The organism is Streptomyces sp. NBC_00358 (assembly GCF_036099295.1).
In the GTDB taxonomy this organism is placed as follows: Bacteria; Actinomycetota; Actinomycetes; order Streptomycetales; family Streptomycetaceae; genus Streptomyces.
Map to the genome: position 1 here is coordinate 8854756 of NZ_CP107976.1, position 20594 is coordinate 8875349.

The window sequence follows — 20594 nt, forward strand, 5'->3', positions numbered from 1 at the left end:
CCGTTCAGAACGCCCACCGCGTATGGGAGTAGACCCCGTCGTCGCGACCGAAGCCGTACGCCGTCGCCGGGGCCACCGCGAACACCATCACGTCTCCCTTGCGGAAGGCGTCCCCGATCCCGTGGAAGGTGCCTTCCGGGGAGGTGATGTGCGGACCGTATTTCGTTTCGTACGCCGCGATCACCGCTTCCAGGACCGCAGGATCGGCAACCGGCTCCGCCTTGCCCTCGATCACCAGGTCGAGCCCCTCGGTGAGCGAGTTCCCGCCGGTGGTCAGCGCGCAGTGTGCGTCCTGGGCGAGGTTCTTCGCCTTCTGCTCGCCCCTGCCGGTGGAGAAGTACAGCACTCCGTCGTGCCAGGCGGCGATCACAGGGGTGACGTGCAGCCGGCCGTCGGGCCGGACCGTCGACACCCAGAAGATCTCTGCGGCCTCCATCTGCCGCTGGGCCTCGGCCCACTCGGTGGCCGTGACCTCCGCGGCACCCGGGCGGGGCTGGAACGCGGAGCTGTATCGGGCATCCAGCTCGGTGACGGGCTGCCTTGCGGGTTCCTGCGCGGGCATGACGAACTCCCTTCCTCCACCTGACAACGACCTGTCGCTGTTCCAGGATGTCCGTCCGGTCAGGAAGCCACGGTGGCGTTCAGCCCGTAGTCCAGCTCCGAGCCGTCGACCAGAACGGCCTCGACCGTGCGCGTACGGGGGTCGATGTCGGCCACGATCCCGTCCCCGGCGTAGCGGGGATAACCGGTCTCACCCGTCTCGCCGGTCGCCTCCACGACCGCCGATCGCACGGCTGAGTCCTGCACGGACGCGGCGTCCCTGTTCTCAAGGTATTCGGGGACCAGCAAGACGGTGAAACGCTGGGACTCGGTAGTCATGCTCCGGTATTTAAGTGCCTCTCCGGCCGCCCGTCGCGCAGGCGCACGGTGGGTCTCGCGCACCGGGTCCGTCGGCCGGAAGCCCGAGGAGCGTCCCGAGGGAATCGCCGACGAACCCGGGGCACCGTCCGGTTTCCTTGCCGCGGCTGCGCGGCCGCGCAGTCCTTGTGGCGCCGCCCGGCGCCGAGGCCCCGGAGCAGTACGCCGAGCGGTACATCGAGCCGTCGGCCGAGCGGGCGACGGCGGTGGGACGTGCCGTGCCGAGGGGGAAGGCATCGATCGTGCCGCCGATCCGGGCGGTGCCGCAGGGCACGACGGCGTCCCGCCTCCGGACGGGCGCCCGACACACCCGCGGTACCGCTCCAGGCCTGAGTGACGGCAACCGTATCCGCAGGACGGTTCGGCGACCTGCCGACCGACCAGAACAGATGGGCCGACCGTGAAGTGCAGGAAGACGGAATCACGAACGAGCAAGGCTTCACCCGCTGGTGGCCGCGCCGGCGGCCACGCAGGGGGTTGGGCCGGGCGGCTGGCCGCGGTCATGGGGGTCCTCGTGCTCTGCGCACTGCCCGCCGGTCCGGCGGGCGCGGCACAAGGGAACGGTGACTCACTCACCGGAGCGCCGCTGTTCGTGTCCGACTACGGCAACGACCGGGTGCTGAGACTGCCGGCGGACGGGGGCGGTCAGACGACGGTCCCCCTGGTCGGTGTGGTGCGCCCGACCGGTATGGCGTGGGACGCCGCCCGCGATCTGTACCTCTCCGACACGGGAAACAACAGGGTGGTGAGGCTGCAGGCGAAGGGTGGGGAGCAGTCGACCGTTCCCACCGTGGGCCTGTCGCGCCCGCTGGGCCTCGCCGTCGGCACCGGAGGCAGCCTCTACATCGCCGACAGTTTCAACGACCGTGTCGTGAAGATCCCCTCCGACGGCAGCGACCAGACGACCGTCCCCACCACCGGGCTGCTCCATCCCTGGGGCCTGGCGCTGGGCAGGGGCGGGGACCTGTACATCTCCGACTTCGTCAACGACAGGGTGGTGAGGATCGCCGCGAAGGGCGGCGCTCAGAGCACCGTCCCCACCGTCGGCCTGTCCCAGCCGACCGGGCTGGCGCTGAACGCCGCAGGGGACCTGTACATCTCGGACAGCGGTAACAACCGCGTGGTGAAGGTGTCCGCGGGCAGTGGCAGGCAGAGCACAGTGCCCACCACCGGTCTGAGCGATCCGCTGGGCCTCGCCCTGGACGGCCGCGGCAGCCTCTATGTGGCCGATGGGTTCAACAACCGGGTGGTACGAGTCCGGGAGGCCGGCGGAGGGCAGACCACGCTTCCCGTCTCCGGCCTCAACACCCCGACCGGTCTCGCGTTCCCGCCGGTCGACAAGCGGCCCAGGTGACACCGGACATCACGCTCGGGACGAGGGAGCGGCGCCCTTCCGCGTCGCGCGGTCCGGGCGCGCCGCGTGGGCGGAGGGACTGGCGGGGGGCCGGGCGGCGCGTGGCCGCCCGGTTCACGGTCCCTTCGGCAGGGGGCCGCCCGCAGGCTGGAGTGCCGTGGTGTCGGCGTAGGGCTCGGGGACGGATCCGCCGCGCAGTTCCGGTGTCCTCGCGCCGACGCAGACGACCGCGAACAGGCAGAGAAGCCCGCCGCTGACCAGCGCGGTCACCCCCGAGGTCCAGCCGGCGACGAGGCCGCCGCGCAGGTTGCCGAGGTTGGGGCCGGCGTGGCCGACGATCTGCTCGGCCGCCGTCACCCGGCCCAGCAGGGCGTCCGGCGTGTGGGTCTGCACGATCGTGCTGCGCGAGATCACCGAGACGGCGTCGGCGGCCCCGGCGAGGACCAGGAGCCCGAACCCGGTCCACGGGTCGCGCGCCAGGCCGAAGGCCGCGAGTGCCAGCCCCCAGATGCCCGCACCGCAGAGCATCAACGGCCCGGGGCGCCCGAGCCTTGTGACCGGGCCGGACAGCGCCGACGCGGTGATGCCACCGACGGCGAGCGCGGACAGGAAGAGGCCGAGGGTGCGCGGACTGCCGCCGAATCGCTCGGCGTTGACCAGCGGGAAGAGACTGATCGGCATCGAGAGCACGGTGGCGGCGAGGTCGGTGATCAGGGCTCCGCGGACCGTCCGGTGTCCGGCCAGGAAGCGGACGCCGTCCAGCACCCCGTGCAGCCCGGCCCGGGACGGTTCCCCCTCGGGCGGCAGAGCGGGCAGGCCGAACGCTCCGTAGAAGGAGAGCCCGAAGGACAGCGCGTCGACGAGGTAGCAGGGGCCTATGCCGACCCAGCCGAGCAGGATGCCGCCGAGCGCCGGACCCACGAGCATCATCGCCTGGCCGGTGGCCTGCTGGAGCGCCAGCCCGGCCGCCACCTGGTCCTTCGGCAGCAGCCTCGGCACGAACACGCCCGCCGCCGGACCGCCGACCGCCGAGCAGCAGGACTGCGCGGCGACCAGGCCGAGTACACCCAGCACCGGAACGTGCCCCGTGAACCCCTGGACCGCGAGCAGCAGGGAGACGACCGCCTGGCCGACGGTGGCGAGCAGGTAGATCCGCCGACGGTCGCCGCGGTCCGCCCATGAACCGGCGAACAGCCCGAACACGGTCATCGGCAATGCCTGCGCCAGGCCCACGGCGCCCGTCCAGACAGTGCTGTGTGTCATGTCCCAGACCTGGTACATGACGGTGACCATGGTCATGAAGCTGCCGAGCGTCGACACGGTCCGGCCGAACAGCAGCCGACGGAAGGCGGGGGACGTACGAAGGGGCCGGACATCGATCAGAGTTCGGGCGAGACTCATGAGGGTCGGCGGGAGGCGCGGGGATCGTTCACGTCGCGCAGGGTAACCGGTGCGCTCTGGCCAGGGCGAATCGTTTTGGGCCCACCGTTGCCGCCCCCGTCGCGCGCGTGGCACGATCGGTGTCGGTGCCGGTGCAGAGGGCCTCCCACGAACGACGGACTCGACGTCATCCGCGCGAGCGGAATCCGGTCGAAGTCCGCCCCGGCAGGCGCACGTACGACGATCAACGCATCCGCCGGCGGGCCTGCCTCACCTCGCGGTCGACGGCCCAGACGTCGGCGACCGGCCCGAGGTGCCCGAGCTTGTCGGGGTTGATCACCGAGCGGATCGCCCGGATCCGCCCGTCGAGCACGTCCAGGGCCAGGGTGTGCAGGATCCTGCCGTCCGGGGCACGGAAGACCGCGCCGGGCTGGCCGTTGACCTCGTGCTGCTCGAACGTCACCTCGACGCGGGCCATGGCCGGGAAGACGGAGGCGAGGAGCCGGGCCACGTTGTCCGCGCCGACGACGTCCCGGGCCAGTCGCGGGGCCTTGCCGCCGCCGTCGCCGACCAGTTGCACGTCGGCGGCCAGCAGATTCCGCAGCGCGCCCACATCACCGTCCCGCAACGCGTCGAAGAACCGTGCCGCCAGCTCCTGCCGCTCCTGACGGTCAGCTTCGAACCGCGGTCGTCCGGCCTCCATGTGCCGCCGTGCCCGTACCAGCAACTGCCGGCACGCCGCCTCCGAGCGCCCCACCGCAGTGGCGATGTCGTCGAACCCGAACGCGAACACCTCCCGCAGCACGAACACCGACCGCTCCAGCGGGCTGAGCCGTTCCAGCAGGAGCAGAGCCGCCATCGACACCGAGTCGGCCAGCTCCGCCGAGCGCTCCGGATCCTCGTAGGGATCACTCAGCAACGGCTCGGGCAGCCACGGGCCCACGTATTCCTCCCGTCGTACGCGAGCGGAGCGCAGCACGTCGATCGAGACCCGCGTCACCGTGGCGGACAGGAAGGCCTTGGCCGAGGTGGGCGGGGTCGTCGAGCGGTCGAGGCGCAGCCAGGTCTCCTGGACGGCGTCCTCGGCCTCGCTCACGCTGCCCAGGATCCGGTAGGCGATCGAGAACAGCAGCGGTCGCAGCTCCTCGAACTCCTCGACCTTGGTCACGGTGAATCCTCATCTCTTCCCTCGACCCGTTTCCCGTACTGACCCGTGTCCTGCACCGAGCGTCGACGCCCCACACCCACGCCCCACGCCCCACACCCACGCCCCACACCCACGCCCCACGGCCGGGGCCCGTGTCCTGGGCCCGCGGCCGGACCCGGCATCAGTCGCCCACGCCGTTCAGTGGAACTGTCCGGGCTCGTAGGCGCCGGCCGGCTGCCGGGTGATGATGTTCAGCCGGTTCACCGAGTTCATGAAGGAAACCAGGAACACCAGAGCGGTGAGCTGCCCCTCGTCGTAGTGCTTGACGGCGGACGCCCACACCTCGTCGCTGACGCCCTTGCCCGCGTCCGCGACCCGGGTCCCCTCCTCCGCCAGTTCCAGCGCTGCGCGCTCCGCCTCGGTGAAGACCGTGGCCTCCCGCCAGGCCGCGACCAGGTTCAGCCGCACGGAGCTCTCGCCCGCGGCGGCGGCTTCCTTGGTGTGCATGTCGATGCAGGCGGCGCATCCGTTGATCTGGCTCACGCGCAGCGCCACCAGTTCCTGGGTCGCGGCCGGCAGGGGTGAGTCCTTGAGCGTCCTGCCCGCCGACATGAAGTACTTGAGGGCTTTGCCGGCGGTCGGGTCGGCGAAGTAGTCCAGTCGCGAAACCATCGGGGGCTCCCTGTTCTCGTCAGTGGTCACACCCCTTGAGACGAGACAGCCCGGCGTCCTGTGACATGGACGGGATCCGCGATCCGCGTCCGCCCGTCGTCGCCCCGCCTCACCCGACCGGGCGCATGCCGTTCACGGACCTTCGAGGCCGGCCACGGCCGCGCCGGTATCCGGGTGATGCCCGGCGACACCGCCTTGGCCGGAAGCGAGGCAAGTCCCGATCAAGCAGGGGCAGTTGTCTCACCGCCGACGGCGACGGCGTTGTCAGTGCCCGGTCACATAATGACGCCCATGCGGATGACGGAGGAATCACTCAGGCGCGCCTGGCACCAGTTGGCCGCGGGCACCTACCTGCTCGACGACGCCACGTTTCCACCGACCGGCACATCGCGTGAGCAGTACACGCGGCGCCTGGGGGATCCCGGGGAGCTGTTCCTCGTTCTGGACGAGGACGGCACCGTACGCGGCTACGACAGCCCCCACCGGGAGATCTTCGCCACCCGGGATCTCGACCAGGTGCTGTACTACGCGGCCGAGGCAGCGGTCCGGAGCCTGGCCGAGCACATCGCCGCGCATTCCCCCGGCCAAGGACCGGTCGCCAACCTCGTCACCGGACAGGCCGAGATGCTCGACCGCATCGACCCCGCGTGGGGACGTCGGTTCCGCAGCGGCGGCGTGGACGGTGACCGGTCGGCCCAGCCGTGCGGACGCGACCCGTTGGAAGGCCTCGCCTGGATCGCCGGTACCTGGCAGGACCAGGACCCTTACACCGAGCTCAACTTCTTCCGAGGTGAGGGGATCGACGCCGAACGGATAGCCCTGCTCCATGGAGCCGACCCCGGACACCTCGCCGCCGGGACACGGTTGCGTGACCTTCGCGGCATGGACAACCCGGGCCAGGACGACTGGGAGAGCGTCTGCTTCGGGCGAACGGGCGACTGGGCGTTCTTGATGTACCACGAGACACCACCTGGCATCCGCGCCGACAGCGCGGCTCTCGCCCGGCTCGGGGTCACGGAGACGGTACGACTGAGCGCCTGTGCCGCGAAGGCCATCTACACCCTCGACTACACGCGCGACGGCCGCCGTGTCGACGACGACTGGGGGATACTGGAACTGATCTGGTACGACCGTGGTCGCGCCCCCTACTACCGGGGCGGGGAGCTCGACTTCCTCAACCGGGCCATACGCCGCGCCGAGCTGGAACACCCCGATGTGACCAGCGAGTTCGCGCTGTACTTCCACGCACTGGACGACGCACTCGGCCTTCGGCTGCCCCAACGGGACATCCTGGAGGGAACGGTGCGGGCCGCGCAGTGGGCCGGCAGCGGACCAGGCCGGGGCTGAGGCGAGGTCGGGCGTCGAACGAGGGCGCCGGCACTCCCCGCACCCCCGCGCTCCCGGTCCACCCGCGTCGAGTCCGTGCCCGGGTGGCCGCTCGGGCCGTGCGACCGGCGACGGCCGGATGGTGCCCGGCGGTCGGTGCCGCTGGATACCCTGCCCGGATGTCACCGCTGTCCCTCGCCCCGCTCCGTTTCTCCCCGGAAGAGATCGCCGGGGTCGTGGGCCTGTACGCGAGCAACCCGGAGTACTGCCGTGCCGCGGGTGAGTACGGTCCCGAGCGCATTCCGGCCGACCGGGTCGAGGCCGATCTGCGGGAGGAGGCGGAGACGGCGGGATGCGAGGTACTGCTGGCCCGCGACGCGCTGGACCGGATCGTCGGCCTGCTGTGCCTGCTCGCCCCTCATCCGGTCGACGGATACCCGTGGATCGGACTGCTGCTGGTGCACGGGAGTCTCCACGGGCAGGGGAACGGCAGACTGCTCGCCGAGCAGGCGGAGGCACGGTTCCGTCGTGAGGGAAGGGACGGCATCCGGCTGGCCGTCCTGGAGAACAACCCCGCCGCCTTGGCGTTCTGGAGTTCCCTGGGCTGGCGGGAGATCGACCGCCGCACCGACCGCCAGTACGGCCGCCCGTGCGTCGTCATGCACAAACAACTGACCTGAGGGCCGTCCCCTGTCCGTACTCGTCGACCTCAAGGACGCCGCCCTCCGGAGCCCCGCGGGGTCCGACGAGACGCGGGCAGGGACGCGACGACCGCCGCGAAGGCCGGCCTCGGCCTCGTCCTGGACGGCATCGTCCTGCATTCGGGCGGCGAGAGCTGCCGCAACCCCCGAGCCGCCGACTCCCTTACGCGGAGGGCCAGTTGTCCGCGTCTCCCGTCAGGGGCGCAGGCCTGCCTGCCTGAGCGTCAGCCTGGAGAGGTCGGCGATGACCTCCTGGTCTCCGCGGCGCCAGGCATCGGCCAGGCCACCCGGCGGGACGGTGATCGTGGCGAGACGGCGCTGCGGCCCGGTCAGAGCACGCAGGGCGAGCAGATCGTTCCCGCCCGGAGCGTCGAGGAGACGCCGGGTGGTGGAGCTGCGCCGGATCCAGAGCAGGCGCGGCGGAAGCCACAACAGGAGCACGAAGGACACGGACAGGACGATCAGGGCGACAGCGGCCAGTGCGGCCAGGTGGCCCACCATGCCCTCCAGCGACTTGCCCGCGTCGGAGAGACCGGTGGCGGCATCGGCGGCGGACAGGAGCGGCTTCTTCAGGGAGCCCCCGACGAACGGCACCTTCGAAGCCGCGTCACCGGCGTCACCGAGGCCGCCGGCGAGACTGTCGCCCGCGCTCTGGGCCTTCCGCCCCGGCTCGGCCAGCAGCATGATCGCATCGTGGACGGCCAGGGCGAACTTCACCGCGGCCGCGATCAGGACCACCGCGATCAGGTCGGCGAGCATCTGACGGCTCCGACGCGCTGGGGTCTGGGCGTAAAGGCGCATGAGCGGGCTCCTGTTCCGGCGATGCCGTAGACCGGACCGGACCGGCCACGTGAGGTGCGGCGCTCGTAGTGCCGAGGCTCGGCCGGTCGCGTACGTACGTGGGAGTCGAGAAAGGGGGCTCGGACTGCGGAGGTCCACGGCCCGTGAGATCAGTCGAAGTGGTCGGGCGGTGTCGTGCCGGATACCGGTCGATTGTCACGGGCGGGGTCGGAACGCTCTCCGGGTCATGGTGACATTCCGTCAGAGCGACTACCCGCCTTTCGCGAAGTTGTGCATGCCGTGGGTCGCGGGGGAGTGCCCCCGGCCGTGGCGGGGCGCCCTCCGGTCCGGGCGGCCCGCATTCGGCGTACGACCTGATCGCCCAGACCTCGGAACGCGAGGAGATGCTCGCCGAACTCCGGGCGGCCGGTGGGGAGAAGCCGGCGGAACTCGACGCGGGCGATCCCAGGCTGGTGCCCTGGGGATACGCCGAAGGCGGGGGACACCACCTCTACTGGCTGGTCCGGCCCGGTGTCGAGCCCGAGGAGTGGACCGTCGTCCTCAACGAGGGACGCGGCCCTCTCAGGGAACGGCCAACTCGCCTGACCGGCCAGGTTGTTCGCCGCGACGGGCGCCTCGCACGGCCGGTGCCCCACGAGTGACCGGGCCGGTCAGAGACAGCTGAACAAGTCGTCGAGCGGGGCGGGCACATGGTCGGGTGCCAGGGCCTCGACCAGGACACGCCCGTACTGGATCTTGCGCCCCGACTTCGTCCCGAGGAAGCGCCGCAACTGCTGCTGCGCCGTACGGCCCCGCTGCGCGGGCTGCCGCAGGAAGGTCCGCAGGGCACGCAGGTCGCCCTCCGCCCGGACGAGCTCCTCCACCCGGGTCACGCCCAGCGCGCGGATGAGCTCGTCCTCCAGGTCCGCCGCGCAGACGAAGAACTCCCGCCCGGCGGCACCGGCCCGCTCCAGGCCGCGTGCGTAGTAGCCTCGCTCGGCCTCGTCGCACAGTCCCGTGAGGCGCAGCCCCAGTCCCGGTGGCCCGAGGAGAGACGCGAACCGCGCGACACTCATCGCACCGCCCATCGCCAGGACACACACCCCTTCGGCCTCCAGATCCCGGCCGCGGCTGTCGGCCAGCGCGTTGACCGCCGCCACATCGCTCGGCCCTTCGAGCAGGACCGCCACCCGGACGGACAGCCGCGCGGCCAGTTCACGCGCCCGGTCGGCGGAACCACCGGCCGCCCACGCGGTGACCGCCACCCGGAATGCCCCCATGTCCGCCACGGGACGAGTCTGAGCCTCCGCGGGCCGACGGGCTAGCCAATTTCCTCCTCAGCACCGACCGCGGCCTCGTCCGGCCCGGTTCGCCGTGCTGCCGGCCCCTTGTCGGGGAACCGGTTCGGTCTGGGCGCGCGGCCCGCGCGGTCCCGGTCGCTGCGATCACTGATGAGGGCTGCCGGGCGACGGCGGCCCGAGCAAGGAAGTCCACTTCGCCTGCTCAGCGAGCTTGAGTATGCTCGCGGAGTTATCCGTCAGGGAGCGGCGGAATGGTAGCGGGTGTGGGGGGTTCATTCAATGATGACGTCGCAGCCCGGGGCTGCCGGCGTGGCTTCGCCCGAGCTGGACCGCGCGGCGGCCTGGGGGACGGAACAGCCGTCGGTGCTCCTGGTCGAGGACGACCCGGGCGACGCGCTCCTCGTCGAGGAGATGGTCGCCGACAGCGCGCTCGGTATGCGCCTGCGCTGGGTGCGGTCGATGGCGGAGGCGTGCGACGTGCTCGCGTCCGAGGCCCCGGACTGCGTGCTGCTCGACCTGCATCTCCCGGACGCGCAGGGCCTGGAGGCGGTGTCGCGGGTGCGCGAGCACGCCGAACACGTCGCCGTGGTGGTGCTCACCGGTCTCGCGGAGGAGGGGACCGGTCTGGCGGCCGTGGCGGCGGGCGCGCAGGACTACCTGGTCAAGGGCCGGGTCGAACCGGAGCTGTTCGGACGGGCGGTGCGCTACGCGATCCAGCGCAAGCAGGCCGAGCGGGACGCGGTGGCACTCCAGGCGAGTCAGATGCTGGCGCAGGAGAACGCCCGCCTGGAACGGGGGCTGCTGCCGCGCCCGCTGCTGCGCGGGGACGGCGTGGAGGTCGTGACCCGCTACCGCCCCGGTCGCGCGCACGCGCTGCTGGGCGGCGACTTCTACGACATCGTCCAGAGCGCCGACGGCACCGTGCACGCGATGATCGGTGATGTCTCCGGGCACGGTCCGGACGAAGCCGCTCTCGGGGTCGCACTGCGCATAGCCTGGCGCACCCTGGTCCTCAGCGGTGTCACCGGTGCCGACCAGGTGGGCCGGCTCGAGGAGATCCTCATGGTCGAGCGGGCCACGGTGGGCGTCTTCGCCACCCTGGTCATCCTCACCGTCAGCCCCGGTCAACGCAGTGTTCGGATGGTGCGGGCAGGTCACCACGGTGTGCTGCTGCGTGAGAGCGACGGGGTCGAGTGGGTGGAGGTCAGAGGCGGCCCGGCGTTGGGGATCATTCCCGGAGGGGCGGACTGGCCCGTGGAGGAACTGGCGTTCCCGGAGGGTGCGGCGATGGTGCTGTTCACCGACGGCCTCTTCGAGGGGCGCGTCGGGCGCGGCACGGAGCGCCTCGGCGAGGAGGGCCTGCTCGCCGTGGCCCGCGAACTGGCCGATCTGGCACCGGCCGCGTTCGTCGACGGACTGATCCATCGGGCCGAGACGCTGGCCGAGGGGCAGGGCGGCCTGCCCGACGATGTCGCCGTGCTCTACCTGCGCTGGAGCTGATGGGTGTGAAGAGCGTGCGTGACGACAACGATTTCGAGGACGGGACAGGGAACATGACCGGCGAGCGGTGGGCCGGACGCCGGCTGACGGTGCAGGGCTGGATCAGGCTGGTGGTGGCGCTCATGGCGCTGCTGGTGGTGGTGGGCTCCGTGATCGGCGCGGGGCTGCTCCAGCGGACGGCCTCGGTCACCGACCATCTGCTCATGGACGTCGAACCCGCGCAGACGGAGGCGTACCGGCTGCAGGCGGCCCTGGTGAACCAGGAGACGGGAATCCGCGGCTACGCCATCGCCGCCGACCGGCAGTTCCTGGACCCCTACGCGCAGGGCAAGCAGGACGAGGCGCATGCCGCGGCCCGGATGCGCGCTCTCATCGGCGACCGTCCCGGACTCCTCGCAAACCTGGAGACGGTGGAGAAGCGGGCGGCCGAGTGGCGGCGCACCTACGCCGAACCCCTCGTGGCCGGTGTGACACCGGGCAAGCCGCGCACCATCGACCAGGCGACCGCCGAACGCGGCAAGAAGGCCTTCGACCGGATCCGCGGTGCCGCGGCCGCACAGACCGCCGGACTGGCGGCCGCCGTCAAGGACGGTCAGGACCAGCTGGCCTCGTCGCGCAAGGTCCGCGACGCGGTGCTCGTCGCCATGGTCGTGGTGTTCCTGCTGACCGGCGTGGTCCTGACGATCCTGATCCGGGTGCTGGTGGCACGTCCGCTGGAGGAACTGCGGATCGCCACCCGCCGGGTCGCCCAGGGCGACTTCGACCATGTCATCCTCGGCGGCGGACCCGCCGACGTCACCGCGGTGGCCACGGACGTGGAGAACATGCGGCAGCGGATAGTCGCGGAGCTGGCCTCCTCCCGGGAACAGCAGGCGGTCCTGACCCGACAGGCCGCCGACCTGGACGCGCAGGCCGTGGAGTTGCGCCGCTCCAACGCCGAACTCGAACAGTTCGCCTACGTGGCCTCCCACGATCTGCAGGAACCGCTGCGCAAGGTGGCCTCGTTCTGCCAGCTCCTGGAGAAGCGCTACGGCGACCAGTTGGACGACCGCGCGCGGCAGTACATCGACTTCGCCGTCGACGGCGCCAAGCGCATGCAGATCCTCATCAACGACCTGCTCACCTTCTCCCGGGTGGGCCGCGTCAACGACTCCCGCCTTCCGGTCGACATGGCCCAGGCGCTCGACAAGGCGCTGGCCAACCTGGACAGCGCTGTCACCGACAGCGGCGCCCGCGTCGACCGGCCCGACGAGCTGCCCCGGATCGTCGGGGACCCCACGCTCATGACGATGCTCTGGCAGAACCTGGTCGGCAACGCCGTCAAGTTCCGCCACCCCGACCGCCCACCGCACATCCGGATCACGTGCGAGCGGGACCCGAAGAACCCCGACGCGTGGCGCCTGTGCGTCACGGACAACGGCATCGGTATCCCGGCCGAGTTCGAGGACAAGGTCTTCGTCATCTTCCAGAGGCTGCACAGCCGCGATGCCTACGGTGGTACCGGCATCGGCCTCGCTCTCTGCAAGAAGATCGTCGAGTACCACGGTGGCCACATCTGGATCGACACGTCCTACACCGACGGCACACGCTTCTGCTTCACTCTCCCGTCCATCGACGAGGCGGACACCCGTCACGCCGCCTCCGAAGACAAGGCTCTGACATGACAGCTCCTGCCGGCACTCCGATCAATGTCCTCCTCGTCGAGGACGACCCGGGCGACGAGCTGATGACCCGGGAGGCGTTCGAGGACAACAAGATCGGCAACACCCTGCACGTGGTCCGGGACGGTGAGGAGGCGCTCGACTTCCTCTACCGGCGCGGTGCCCACACCGACGCGCCGCAGCCCGATCTGATCCTCCTCGACCTCAACCTGCCCAAGTACGACGGCCGGCAGGTCCTGGAGAAGATCAAGTCGGACCCCGCCCTGTCGCACATCCCGGTCGTCGTGCTGACCACCTCCGCGGCGGAGGAGGACATCCTGCGCAGCTACAAACTGCACGCCAACGCCTATGTCACCAAGCCGGTCGATCTGGACCAGTTCATCGCGGCCGTCCGCCAGATCGACGACTTCTTCGTCCAGGTGGTGCGCCTGCCCCGGCAGAACAGCTGACCCCCTGGAACACCTCGCAGCCCGAGGCGCGGTCGTCGGGGCCCCTGCCTTCCGACGGTCCCGCCCGGAACGCGCGGAGGCGCCGGACGGGGAGCCGCTCGTCCGGTGTGTCCGTCATTCGTTGGGCGCCGCGGCGCTGATGGCGGACAGGACGGAGCCGGGTTCGTTCTCGACGGCGATGTCGCCGAGGGCCACGATGCCGACCGGGCATGTCCCTTCGAGACCGCGCGCCCTGCCGCCTTCGGCATCTCCGGTCCCCGTTCCGCGGGTTCACCGGGCGGCGGGCGCTTCAGAGGGCGCATGCCCGCAGCGGGCGGTGGCAGTCGGCCCAGCGGGCTCCCGGCTTCCGTGGTCATCCCGATGGGCGACGCGGCCGAACCCCGGGCGCGTCCGGCAGGAGGGCCCCGGAGCGGACGATCAGGAACTGGCGGTCTCCGGCTGCCAGGTGGCCTGCACCAATGCCCGCTCGACGCCCGTCAGATAGACGGCCGCCGCGAGCCACGACCGCGCGTACCGGTCCGGGTCCGCCTCGACGGTGCGGCCGAAGACATCGCGGGTGCGCCGGTCCGCCTCCGCGGTGAGGCCGGCCGTCAAGTCCGCGGCGGTAGGGAATCCGCCGCGGCGCAGGGCCGCCCCACCCCCGCTCCGGTCGCCGTCGCGGGCGGGTTCGGCGACGGCTCTGCGGCCCCCCGACACGGCGACCTCGATCAACCGCCTCAGCCGCCACAGCGGAGCCTCCGAAAGTGGGTCCGGGGGCACGTCGCTCAGGCCGTCCGGGGTGGACACAGCGGGGAGGGCGTCCGGCGCCGGGAGGTGAGCGCCCTCCAGACGGTCGTAACCCAGGTCGGCGCGGCCCCGCCAGTGCGCGGGCAGGCGCAGCGTCGCCTCGGTGTCCGGCAGCGGGGCGACGGCGAGGGGGCGGAGCGTGGCGGCGCGGTCGGGATCCAGACGCCCGATCACGCGGAGCCGCAGCCCCGGACGGGACGCGAGCCGACGGAGGTTGGCGGTGTGGGCGAGCCCGGGATGGCCGTCGGCCGGGGCCAGCCGGATCAACAGGCCGTCCCCGTCCGGCTGTCCGGGCGACAGCTCGCGGGCGATCAGGTGATCGCCGACCGCTGCGACGACCATCAGATCGCAGCCCACGAGCTCGCGCGCCACCTGCTCGGCCCGCTCCGGATCGGCGCCCGGTGGGACGGCGAACCGTTCGGCGACAGCCTCGGCCAGCGGGCGGGCGAACAGCGCGGCGAGCGCGCCCGATGTCCACGATTCGCCGGGGAGCGGGGTCGCCCGTACCCCCTTGCCGGAACCGAGACGACCGTCGGAGGAAACCGTCGCGCCGGAGATCAGCAGCCCGCCTCGGGCGAGTTGGGCGTGATCGAGGCTTCCCGAGCCGAGCGCGACGGTGGCCGTGCCGGCGCCCTGGGCGCGGGCCGGGCCGCCGGGCTTGACGTCGGCGACCGAGAACCAGCGTCCGTCGTCGGAGACGAGATGGGTGACGACACCGCCGTAGCCGGTGGCCGCGATCACCGGTTCCCGGCACACCCCGTGGACGCGCAGGCTCCCGCCCGGCCGGTACGAGCGGCGGGCGGTGCCGATCAGGGCCGGCTCCGGATCCGCGGCGGCCAACAGGGCCGCGGTGAGCAGGAGTTCCCGTAGCTGCGCGATGAGGTCGGCCAGCCGGTGGCCGTCGTGCCGGGCCCGCGCGCCACGCAGCCCGCGTACGACCCGCAGCGCGGCGGCCTCGGCGCGGTGCAGCCCGGCGAGCCGGGCCGTGTGCGCGGCCCTCAGCAACTCGGCCTGGGGGACGGCGCCCGCGGCGGGGACCCCGGCGGCGAGCACGGCCGCCGCGGCCACCCACAACTCGGCCGCGGCGGCCAGTTGGGCACCGGTGAGTGCAACGGCCTTCTCGGGCTCCGCGACGGGGTCGTCGGCGAGTCGGGCATCGTGCCTGGAGCTGGAGCTGGAGCTGGAGCTGGAGCTGGAGCTGGAGCTGGAGCTGGAGCTGGAGCTGGAGCTGGAGCTGGAGCCGGTGTCCGTGTCGGAGCCCGGGCCCGGGCCGGAAGCAGTGCCCAGGTCCCCGGACGTCACGGCGTCGGAGGACTCCCGCGGCGCGCTCCCGCCCGAGGAACCCGCTGCGGAGTCGGTGTCCGCCTCGGTGTCCGTGTCCCCGTCGGCGAGCGGGCAGGCGCCGAGGACGGCGGCCCGGTGCAGACAGCGGGGCGCGAGCAGACAACTGCACACCACTTGGCCCGCGTCCGTCACGGAGCCGGAGGGGCCAGGTGTGAGAGCGACCTCGGCATCCTCACCGCACCGCACGTGCCGGACGGTGCCGTCGGCGACGACCGGGACGGCCGCGTACGACTCGATCGCGGCGTCCAGCTTCCTGCGCAGCCGGGCGGTCAGGCCCTCCACCGCGGCGGCGAGCACCTCGGGCGCCACCGGGGGCAGTTCGGCGTTCATCGGCTCTCTCCGCGGAGACGGTCGCCCACCCAGCGGGCGAGGGCGAGGGGACTGAGGGCGGCGACGGGCATGCCGGCCGCGACGAGTTGCCGGGCGACGGGCACCGAGTAGCGCGGGGTGCCGGTGTCGTCCAGGGCGGCGCATCCCATCAGGTGCACCCCGGAACCCGCCAGGGCCCGTACCTCGCCGAGGAGACCGCCCAGCGGGTAGCCCTCCTCGAAGTCGCTCACCACCACCACGAGGGTCCTGCTGGGCACGGTGACCAGGGAACGGGCGTGGGCGAGCCCGGCCGCGATGTGCGTACCGCCGCCCACCCGTACTTCCAGCAGCAGCGAGAGCGGGTCCGCGACCCGGTCCGTCAGGTCGATCACGTCCGTCGAGAACGCGAGGAAGTGCGTGGACAGGGTGGGGACGCCGCCCAGGACGGCCGCTGTCAGGGCCGACCAGATGACGGAGGCCTCCATCGACCCGGACACGTCGACCACCAGGATGAGCCGCCAGTCCGCCTCCTTGCGCGAGCGCGTGCTGAACACCGGCCGTTCCGGCACGACCACGGTTCGCCCGTCGGCCGTGCGGCGCGCGTGGGCGAGGTTGGCCCGCAGAGTGCGCGGCAGGTCGAGTCGGCCGCCGGGCCGCCTGGTGGGGCGCGGCGTCGCGAGACCGGTGAGGGCCGGCCGCATCCGGGTGGCGAGTTCCTTCGCCAGTTCGTCGACCAGACGGCGTACGAGGGGGCGCAGTGCGGCCAGTTGCCGCTCGGGCATCCCGCCGGCGAGGGACAGCACGGAGGCCAGCAGATCGACCGAAGGGCGGACCGCGGCGGGGTCGAGTTCGGCCAGTACGTCCACGCGCCCCTGGTCGGCGGCGCGGGCCAGGACCTCCTCACGGACCTCCGCGCCGAACAGCGATTCCAGTTCCGCGGCCCATTCGCGGGCCGTCGGGAAGGACGCCTCCCGGCCACCGCCCCGGCCGTGGGCGCCGCCTTCCCTGCCGAGATCGAAAGAACCCTCACCACGGCCGGTGCCGTACAACTCGTCGAGCGCGTGCGCGTAGCGGCGGGCGCCGCGCGGGAGCTTCTCCGTCTCCCGGCCGAGGAGCAGCCGCCATCGGTCGGTGGGGGTGATCCGGAGAGCGGCCGAAGAGGCCGAGGCGCGCGGTGCCTCGACGGATCGCGCGCCGGATCGCGGTGCGGCGGCGGGCACGGACCCGGAGTGCTCGGGACGGCCGTGGCCCGTGCTGATCCCGGAGTCCCCGGGCGTCGGAACGCTGGTCCCGCCCGGCAGCCGCAGCGCGCGGAGGGCCGCGAGCCCCGCGGCGTCCGCGGCCGTCCACAGCGCGAGAAGACGCGGCGAGGCGTCGAGCGACAGGTCGAGGCGGTCGCCGAGCCGCTCGGTCACGGTGTGCAGGAGCCGGTCGCGGCCGGCCGGGCTGAGCGTGTCGAAACCCCCGCGCAGCGCGGGCAGTCGGTCGAGGAAGCCCTGGTCGGTGAGCGTGTCGACGCGGTCGAGGAGCGGGTCGAGCGCCGTCGGCGCGGACTGGAGCAACGCGGCGGCGCCGCCGAGCAGCCCGCCGAGCCGTCGACCCAGCGCATGCCGTGCCTCCGGGTCGGTGGCCGTGTCGATCCAGCCCGCCGTACGGGCACCGAGGGTGTCGGCGTCGTCGAGGTCGAGCAGCACCCGGGCGGCCAGCGCGGCCCCCTGCACGAGCGGGGAGCCGGTGCGGGCGAGGGTGTCCAGGGCGTCGTCCAACCGCAGCCCGAGGCGGTGTTCACCGGCCCGCGAGGCCAGTTCGATGAGTGCGGCGGTGTCCTCGGGGCGATCGCTGCCCGCCAGCCCGGGCAGCGCCCGGACCGCCGACTCCAGCACCTCGGTGGCCAGTTCGGCGGCCGTCTGCCGGCTGTCCGCCGTGGTGCCGGGCAGGTGGCCGCGGCACAGCGTCTCCAACAGGTCCAGTGCGGCGAGGAGTTCGGGAAGCGTGGCTGCGGCGGGGAGCACGGTGGCGGCGTCGGCCAGGCGCTCGGTCACCAGCGCCGGCAGACCGCAGCGCGCCGCCGCACCGAGCGCCGTGAGGACCTGGCCGCAGGTGGGCCCGCCGTCCGCCGACTCCCGGCGGAAGGTCTCCCGCAGGGTGCCCTCGGCGGCCAGGGCCGCGGTGACACCCCGTATCCCGGCCAGGTCCAGGCGTACGGGGACGGCCGGCGTCCACGCCACTCGCCAGCGGGTGGTCAGGGCGGCCGCGTCGCCCGTACCGGCCACCGCCCCGGCCTCGCCGTAGCCCGCACCGCACACGGCGAGGCGCTGCAGCAGGATTTCGCGGCGTCCGTCGAGAGCGGAACGGAGCGGGTCGAGGCGTACCTCGCGCGCCGTGGGGTCGTCCGGGCCGGGCAGCCGCAGTGCCGCGACCTCCGCCTCCACGCACGGGCCGAGCCCTGAGCGGGGTGTGCCCGGGGCGATCCGGCCCCGTTCGGTGCCGACCAGGACCACTTCGAGCGCCCGCGCGAGGGCCCGGCCGCGGCCGAGCGGTTCGCCCTGGCCCATGACGGTCGTCAGCGCCTCGATGACCTCGCCGCGGCCCGGCGCCGCGAGCCCCCGCACCCGAGCGAGGTCGCACGCCATCCGCAGGGTCTCGGCCGCCTCGCCCGTTCCGGCCGTGTGCCCGGCCGAGCGGAGCTCCCGGCACACGTCGGTCACCGTTCGGGCGGCCGCCGCCCGTACCCGCTCGGGATCGCCTCCGGCCTGGAACACCGCCTGTTGCCAGCGCGGGTCCCGGATACCCGCCGGATAGCCGGAACGGGAGTCCAGCAGATCGAATGCGTACGGGACGAGGGAGGTGACGAGACCCGGGTGCTCCCGGGCGGCGCCGTGACCGGCGGTCGGCGGCACCGCTTCGGCGGCACCTGGACCCGGATCCGCGTCGAGCGACCGCGCCGTCGCCGTCACGGCGGCCGCGGTCAGTGCCGGGGCGTGGAACGCGCCGACCACGGCCGCGACCCGGCGCCCGCCGGCCGAGGCGCGGGCGATCGTCTCGCGCATACGGGCCTCACGCGCGAGGTCCACCGCCGGTGCCCCGCCCGCGGCCTCGGCGTCGCTGCGCAGTGCCCAGCCGACACCGAGGGCGGCGCGGCGGATCGCGTCGGGGGCCGATCCGGGGGCGAGGACCTCCACGCAGCGGTCCCACAGATCGTCGTCGTCGCGTCCGGTCCCGGAGGCGGCGAGCGCGTTCCCGAAGGTGACCGACGCGGCCGGGGGCGCGACGTCGGCGACCGTGGTCCGTGCGTCCGCCGTCGGCAGGGGCCCGTCCGCGGTCCACCGCGGATCGGACATCGGCAGATCGCAGCACACGACCTCCGCTCCCCGGTCCCGTGCCCAGCGGACGGCGGCCAGTTCCGGGGAGAAGTCGGCGAACGGGTAGAAGCCGAGCCGCCCGTTCTCACCGGCCCCGGCGAGGGCCACCGGCGCGACGGTCCCCGGCGCGGCCAGATGGGTCAGCCAGGGCTGGAAGTCGGCGGGCAGCTCGACGCAGACGACCTCCGCTCCGTACGCGTCGAGCAGGGCGGGCACCGCGGCGGCGAGCGCGGGGCTGTGGTGCCGTACGCCCAGCAGGTACGGCGCGGACGAGTCGGCGAGGGCGGTGACGGCCGCCCGTGGATCCTGGGTGTGCGTCACCGGAGGTTCTCCCGCAGGTCCCAGAGCCGGCGCCACAGCGCCGACCCGTCCTCGGCGCGGCGGCGCACCGGACCGTCCCAGTAGCCGAGGAGACGGGCGTGATCGGCGGGGTCGTCCTTGCGGACGACGCCCAGTAGGTGACCGGGGACCAGGTCGAGCGAGTCGGTACCCGGAAGGTAGGCGGCGGCCACTCCGAGGGAGACGGCGACCTGCACCGCCTCGGCCGTCGACATCACGGTGCCGGGCCGTTCCACGTCCCAGCCCTCTGCGGACCGCCCGGCCCGCAGATCACGGAAGACGGTGACCAGCACATCCAGCACCGCGTCGTCGACGCCGAAGCCGGCGCCCGCCCGCTCGACGGCCGCGACGGCCTGCCGCCGTACGAGCGCGGTCTCGGCGTCGACGTCCGCGATCGGGTGCACGGTCTCGAAGTTGAAGCGGCGTTTGAGCGCGGCGGACATCTCCGAGACACCGCGGTCGCGCAGGTTGGCGGTGGCGATGACGGTGAATCCGGGGGCGGCCGCGACCTGGGCGTCGTCCGTGCCGGCCAGTTCGGGCACGCTCATCCGCCGGTCGGACAGGATCGACACCAGGGCGTCCTGCACTTCGGGCAGACAGCGGGTGATCTCCTCGACGCGGGCCACCCGCCCGGCGCGCATGGCGGCGAGGACGGGCGAGTCGACCAGTGCCTTCGGCGTGGGGCCCTGGGCGAGCAGCAGGGCGTAGTTCCACCCGTAGCGCATGGCGTCCTCGGTGGTGCCCGCGGTGCCCTGCACGGTCAGCGCGCTGGTGCCGCACACCGCGGCGGACAGCAGCTCCGAGAGCATCGACTTGGCCGTGCCCGGCTCACCGACCAGCAGCAGCCCGCGCTCTCCGGCGAGGGTGACCACGCACCGCTCCACCAGGGCGCGTTCGCCGACGAACTTGGGGGCGATCACCAGCCGGTCCGGCAGTGTGCCGTGCCGCTCGGGGAGTTTGAGCGGCACGCCGTCGCTGCCGCAGACGAAGGTGATCGCGGAGCGGGGCGTCAGGTGCCAGCCGGGCGGGCGGGGGCCGTTGTCGTGGGCGGCGAGGAAGGCGAGTTCGGTGGCGTGGCGCTCTTCGGCGGGCAGCGTCTGCCGGGCGGGAAGTGCCGTCGCCGTGTCGGTCGCGGGCATGCGTGTCCTAGTTCGGTAGGTCGGTGTGCCGTCGTGGCAGGGGATGCCGGGGCGCCGACCGGTAGGGGCCGGCGCCCGGGAGGTGGGACGGTGCTGGGAGGCCGGCCGGTGGCCGCGCTCCGGAGG

17 protein-coding genes are annotated in these 20594 nt (G+C 72.9%); 7 read left to right on the plus strand and 10 right to left on the minus strand.

Annotated elements, in window-relative coordinates; translation table 11 throughout:
* Positions 1–4 precede the first annotated feature (4 nt).
* Both OHT01_RS37935 and OHT01_RS37940 read right to left on the minus strand, forming a co-directional pair.
* The gene (locus tag OHT01_RS37935) at positions 5–562 is read right to left on the minus strand and encodes a pyridoxamine 5'-phosphate oxidase family protein (protein WP_328557647.1); all 558 of its coding nucleotides are present in this window, start codon (positions 560–562) and stop codon (positions 5–7) included.
* Between the two features lie 59 nt (positions 563–621).
* Positions 622–879, minus strand: a complete 258-nt coding sequence (locus OHT01_RS37940; RefSeq protein WP_328557648.1) for a hypothetical protein — start codon at positions 877–879, stop codon at positions 622–624.
* Positions 880–1432: 553 nt separating this feature from the next.
* On the opposite strand from OHT01_RS37940, the gene OHT01_RS37945 reads away from it, so the two are divergent.
* Positions 1433–2272: a virginiamycin B lyase family protein gene (locus OHT01_RS37945; protein WP_328557649.1), complete on the plus strand. Its 840-nt coding sequence runs from the start codon at positions 1433–1435 to the stop codon at positions 2270–2272.
* Between the two features lie 114 nt (positions 2273–2386).
* Here the strand turns inward: OHT01_RS37945 and OHT01_RS37950 are convergent, their stop codons facing one another.
* The 3 genes from OHT01_RS37950 to OHT01_RS37960 form a co-directional block, all read right to left on the minus strand.
* Positions 2387–3673, minus strand: coding sequence for an MFS transporter (locus OHT01_RS37950; protein ID WP_328557650.1), 1287 nt, complete (start codon positions 3671–3673; stop codon positions 2387–2389).
* A gap of 223 nt (positions 3674–3896) precedes the next feature.
* Complete coding sequence (locus tag OHT01_RS37955) at positions 3897–4820, minus strand: RNA polymerase sigma-70 factor (protein WP_328557651.1); 924 nt, start codon at positions 4818–4820, stop codon at positions 3897–3899.
* Positions 4821–4997: 177 nt separating this feature from the next.
* Positions 4998–5471: a carboxymuconolactone decarboxylase family protein gene (locus OHT01_RS37960; RefSeq protein ID WP_328557652.1), complete on the minus strand. Its 474-nt coding sequence runs from the start codon at positions 5469–5471 to the stop codon at positions 4998–5000.
* 291 nt (positions 5472–5762) lie between these two features.
* On the opposite strand from OHT01_RS37960, the gene OHT01_RS37965 reads away from it, so the two are divergent.
* Both OHT01_RS37965 and OHT01_RS37970 read left to right on the plus strand, forming a co-directional pair.
* The gene (locus tag OHT01_RS37965; protein ID WP_328557653.1) at positions 5763–6818 is read left to right on the plus strand and encodes a hypothetical protein; all 1056 of its coding nucleotides are present in this window, start codon (positions 5763–5765) and stop codon (positions 6816–6818) included.
* Positions 6819–6976: 158 nt separating this feature from the next.
* Complete coding sequence (locus OHT01_RS37970) at positions 6977–7477, plus strand: GNAT family N-acetyltransferase (protein WP_328557654.1); 501 nt, start codon at positions 6977–6979, stop codon at positions 7475–7477.
* A gap of 216 nt (positions 7478–7693) precedes the next feature.
* Here OHT01_RS37970 and OHT01_RS37975 read toward each other — a convergent pair whose 3' ends face one another.
* Positions 7694–8299 (minus strand): hypothetical protein, encoded by a 606-nt coding sequence (locus tag OHT01_RS37975; protein WP_328557655.1) that lies wholly within the window; start codon positions 8297–8299, stop codon positions 7694–7696.
* Positions 8300–8682: 383 nt separating this feature from the next.
* Here OHT01_RS37975 and OHT01_RS37980 point away from each other — a divergent pair, with 383 nt between their 5' ends.
* Positions 8683–8940 (plus strand): hypothetical protein, encoded by a 258-nt coding sequence (locus OHT01_RS37980; RefSeq protein WP_328557656.1) that lies wholly within the window; start codon positions 8683–8685, stop codon positions 8938–8940.
* A 9-nt stretch (positions 8941–8949) separates the two neighbouring features.
* On the opposite strand, the gene OHT01_RS37985 is transcribed toward OHT01_RS37980, so the two are convergent.
* On the minus strand, positions 8950–9567 hold the full coding sequence (locus OHT01_RS37985) for a TOPRIM nucleotidyl transferase/hydrolase domain-containing protein (RefSeq protein WP_328557657.1): 618 nt from the start codon (positions 9565–9567) through the stop codon (positions 8950–8952).
* Positions 9568–9861: 294 nt separating this feature from the next.
* Here OHT01_RS37985 and OHT01_RS37990 point away from each other — a divergent pair, with 294 nt between their 5' ends.
* The 3 genes from OHT01_RS37990 to OHT01_RS38000 are packed head-to-tail and all read left to right on the plus strand — an operon-like array spanning position 9862 to position 13189.
* Positions 9862–11079, plus strand: coding sequence for a PP2C family protein-serine/threonine phosphatase (locus OHT01_RS37990; protein ID WP_443043567.1), 1218 nt, complete (start codon positions 9862–9864; stop codon positions 11077–11079).
* A gap of 53 nt (positions 11080–11132) precedes the next feature.
* On the plus strand, positions 11133–12743 hold the full coding sequence (locus tag OHT01_RS37995; RefSeq protein WP_328558407.1) for a sensor histidine kinase: 1611 nt from the start codon (positions 11133–11135) through the stop codon (positions 12741–12743).
* On the plus strand, positions 12740–13189 hold the full coding sequence (locus OHT01_RS38000; RefSeq protein ID WP_328557659.1) for a response regulator: 450 nt from the start codon (positions 12740–12742) through the stop codon (positions 13187–13189). The genes OHT01_RS37995 and OHT01_RS38000 overlap by 4 nt, the downstream gene beginning before the upstream one ends.
* A 417-nt stretch (positions 13190–13606) precedes the next feature.
* Here OHT01_RS38000 and OHT01_RS38005 read toward each other — a convergent pair whose 3' ends face one another.
* The 3 genes from OHT01_RS38005 to OHT01_RS38015 are packed head-to-tail and all read right to left on the minus strand — an operon-like array spanning position 13607 to position 20468.
* Positions 13607–15649, minus strand: coding sequence for a hypothetical protein (locus OHT01_RS38005; RefSeq protein WP_328557660.1), 2043 nt, complete (start codon positions 15647–15649; stop codon positions 13607–13609).
* Positions 15646–19311, minus strand: a complete 3666-nt coding sequence (locus OHT01_RS38010; protein ID WP_328557661.1) for a vWA domain-containing protein — start codon at positions 19309–19311, stop codon at positions 15646–15648. Before OHT01_RS38010 ends, OHT01_RS38005 begins: the two co-directional genes overlap by 4 nt.
* Complete coding sequence (locus OHT01_RS38015) at positions 19308–20468, minus strand: ATP-binding protein (RefSeq protein WP_328557662.1); 1161 nt, start codon at positions 20466–20468, stop codon at positions 19308–19310. The genes OHT01_RS38010 and OHT01_RS38015 overlap by 4 nt, the downstream gene beginning before the upstream one ends.
* Positions 20469–20594: the final 126 nt, after the last annotated feature.

Bases quoted from the DNA above. Each gene is read 5' to 3' on its own strand.
- OHT01_RS38000 (WP_328557659.1), top strand. From the start codon at position 12,740: ATGACAGCTCCTGCCGGCACTCCGATCAATGTCCTCCTCGTCGAGGAC.
- OHT01_RS37965 (WP_328557653.1), top strand. From the start codon at position 5,763: ATGCGGATGACGGAGGAATCACTCAGGCGCGCCTGGCACCAGTTGGCC.
- OHT01_RS38015 (WP_328557662.1), bottom strand. From the start codon at position 20,468: ATGCCCGCGACCGACACGGCGACGGCACTTCCCGCCCGGCAGACGCTG.
- OHT01_RS37975 (WP_328557655.1), bottom strand. From the start codon at position 8,299: ATGCGCCTTTACGCCCAGACCCCAGCGCGTCGGAGCCGTCAGATGCTC.
- OHT01_RS37990 (WP_443043567.1), top strand. From the start codon at position 9,862: ATGACGTCGCAGCCCGGGGCTGCCGGCGTGGCTTCGCCCGAGCTGGAC.
- OHT01_RS38005 (WP_328557660.1), bottom strand. From the start codon at position 15,649: ATGAACGCCGAACTGCCCCCGGTGGCGCCCGAGGTGCTCGCCGCCGCG.
- OHT01_RS37935 (WP_328557647.1), bottom strand. From the start codon at position 562: ATGCCCGCGCAGGAACCCGCAAGGCAGCCCGTCACCGAGCTGGATGCC.
- OHT01_RS37995 (WP_328558407.1), top strand. From the start codon at position 11,133: ATGACCGGCGAGCGGTGGGCCGGACGCCGGCTGACGGTGCAGGGCTGG.
- OHT01_RS37950 (WP_328557650.1), bottom strand. From the start codon at position 3,673: ATGAGTCTCGCCCGAACTCTGATCGATGTCCGGCCCCTTCGTACGTCC.
- OHT01_RS37960 (WP_328557652.1), bottom strand. From the start codon at position 5,471: ATGGTTTCGCGACTGGACTACTTCGCCGACCCGACCGCCGGCAAAGCC.
- OHT01_RS37940 (WP_328557648.1), bottom strand. From the start codon at position 879: ATGACTACCGAGTCCCAGCGTTTCACCGTCTTGCTGGTCCCCGAATAC.
- OHT01_RS37980 (WP_328557656.1), top strand. From the start codon at position 8,683: ATGCTCGCCGAACTCCGGGCGGCCGGTGGGGAGAAGCCGGCGGAACTC.
- OHT01_RS37970 (WP_328557654.1), top strand. From the start codon at position 6,977: ATGTCACCGCTGTCCCTCGCCCCGCTCCGTTTCTCCCCGGAAGAGATC.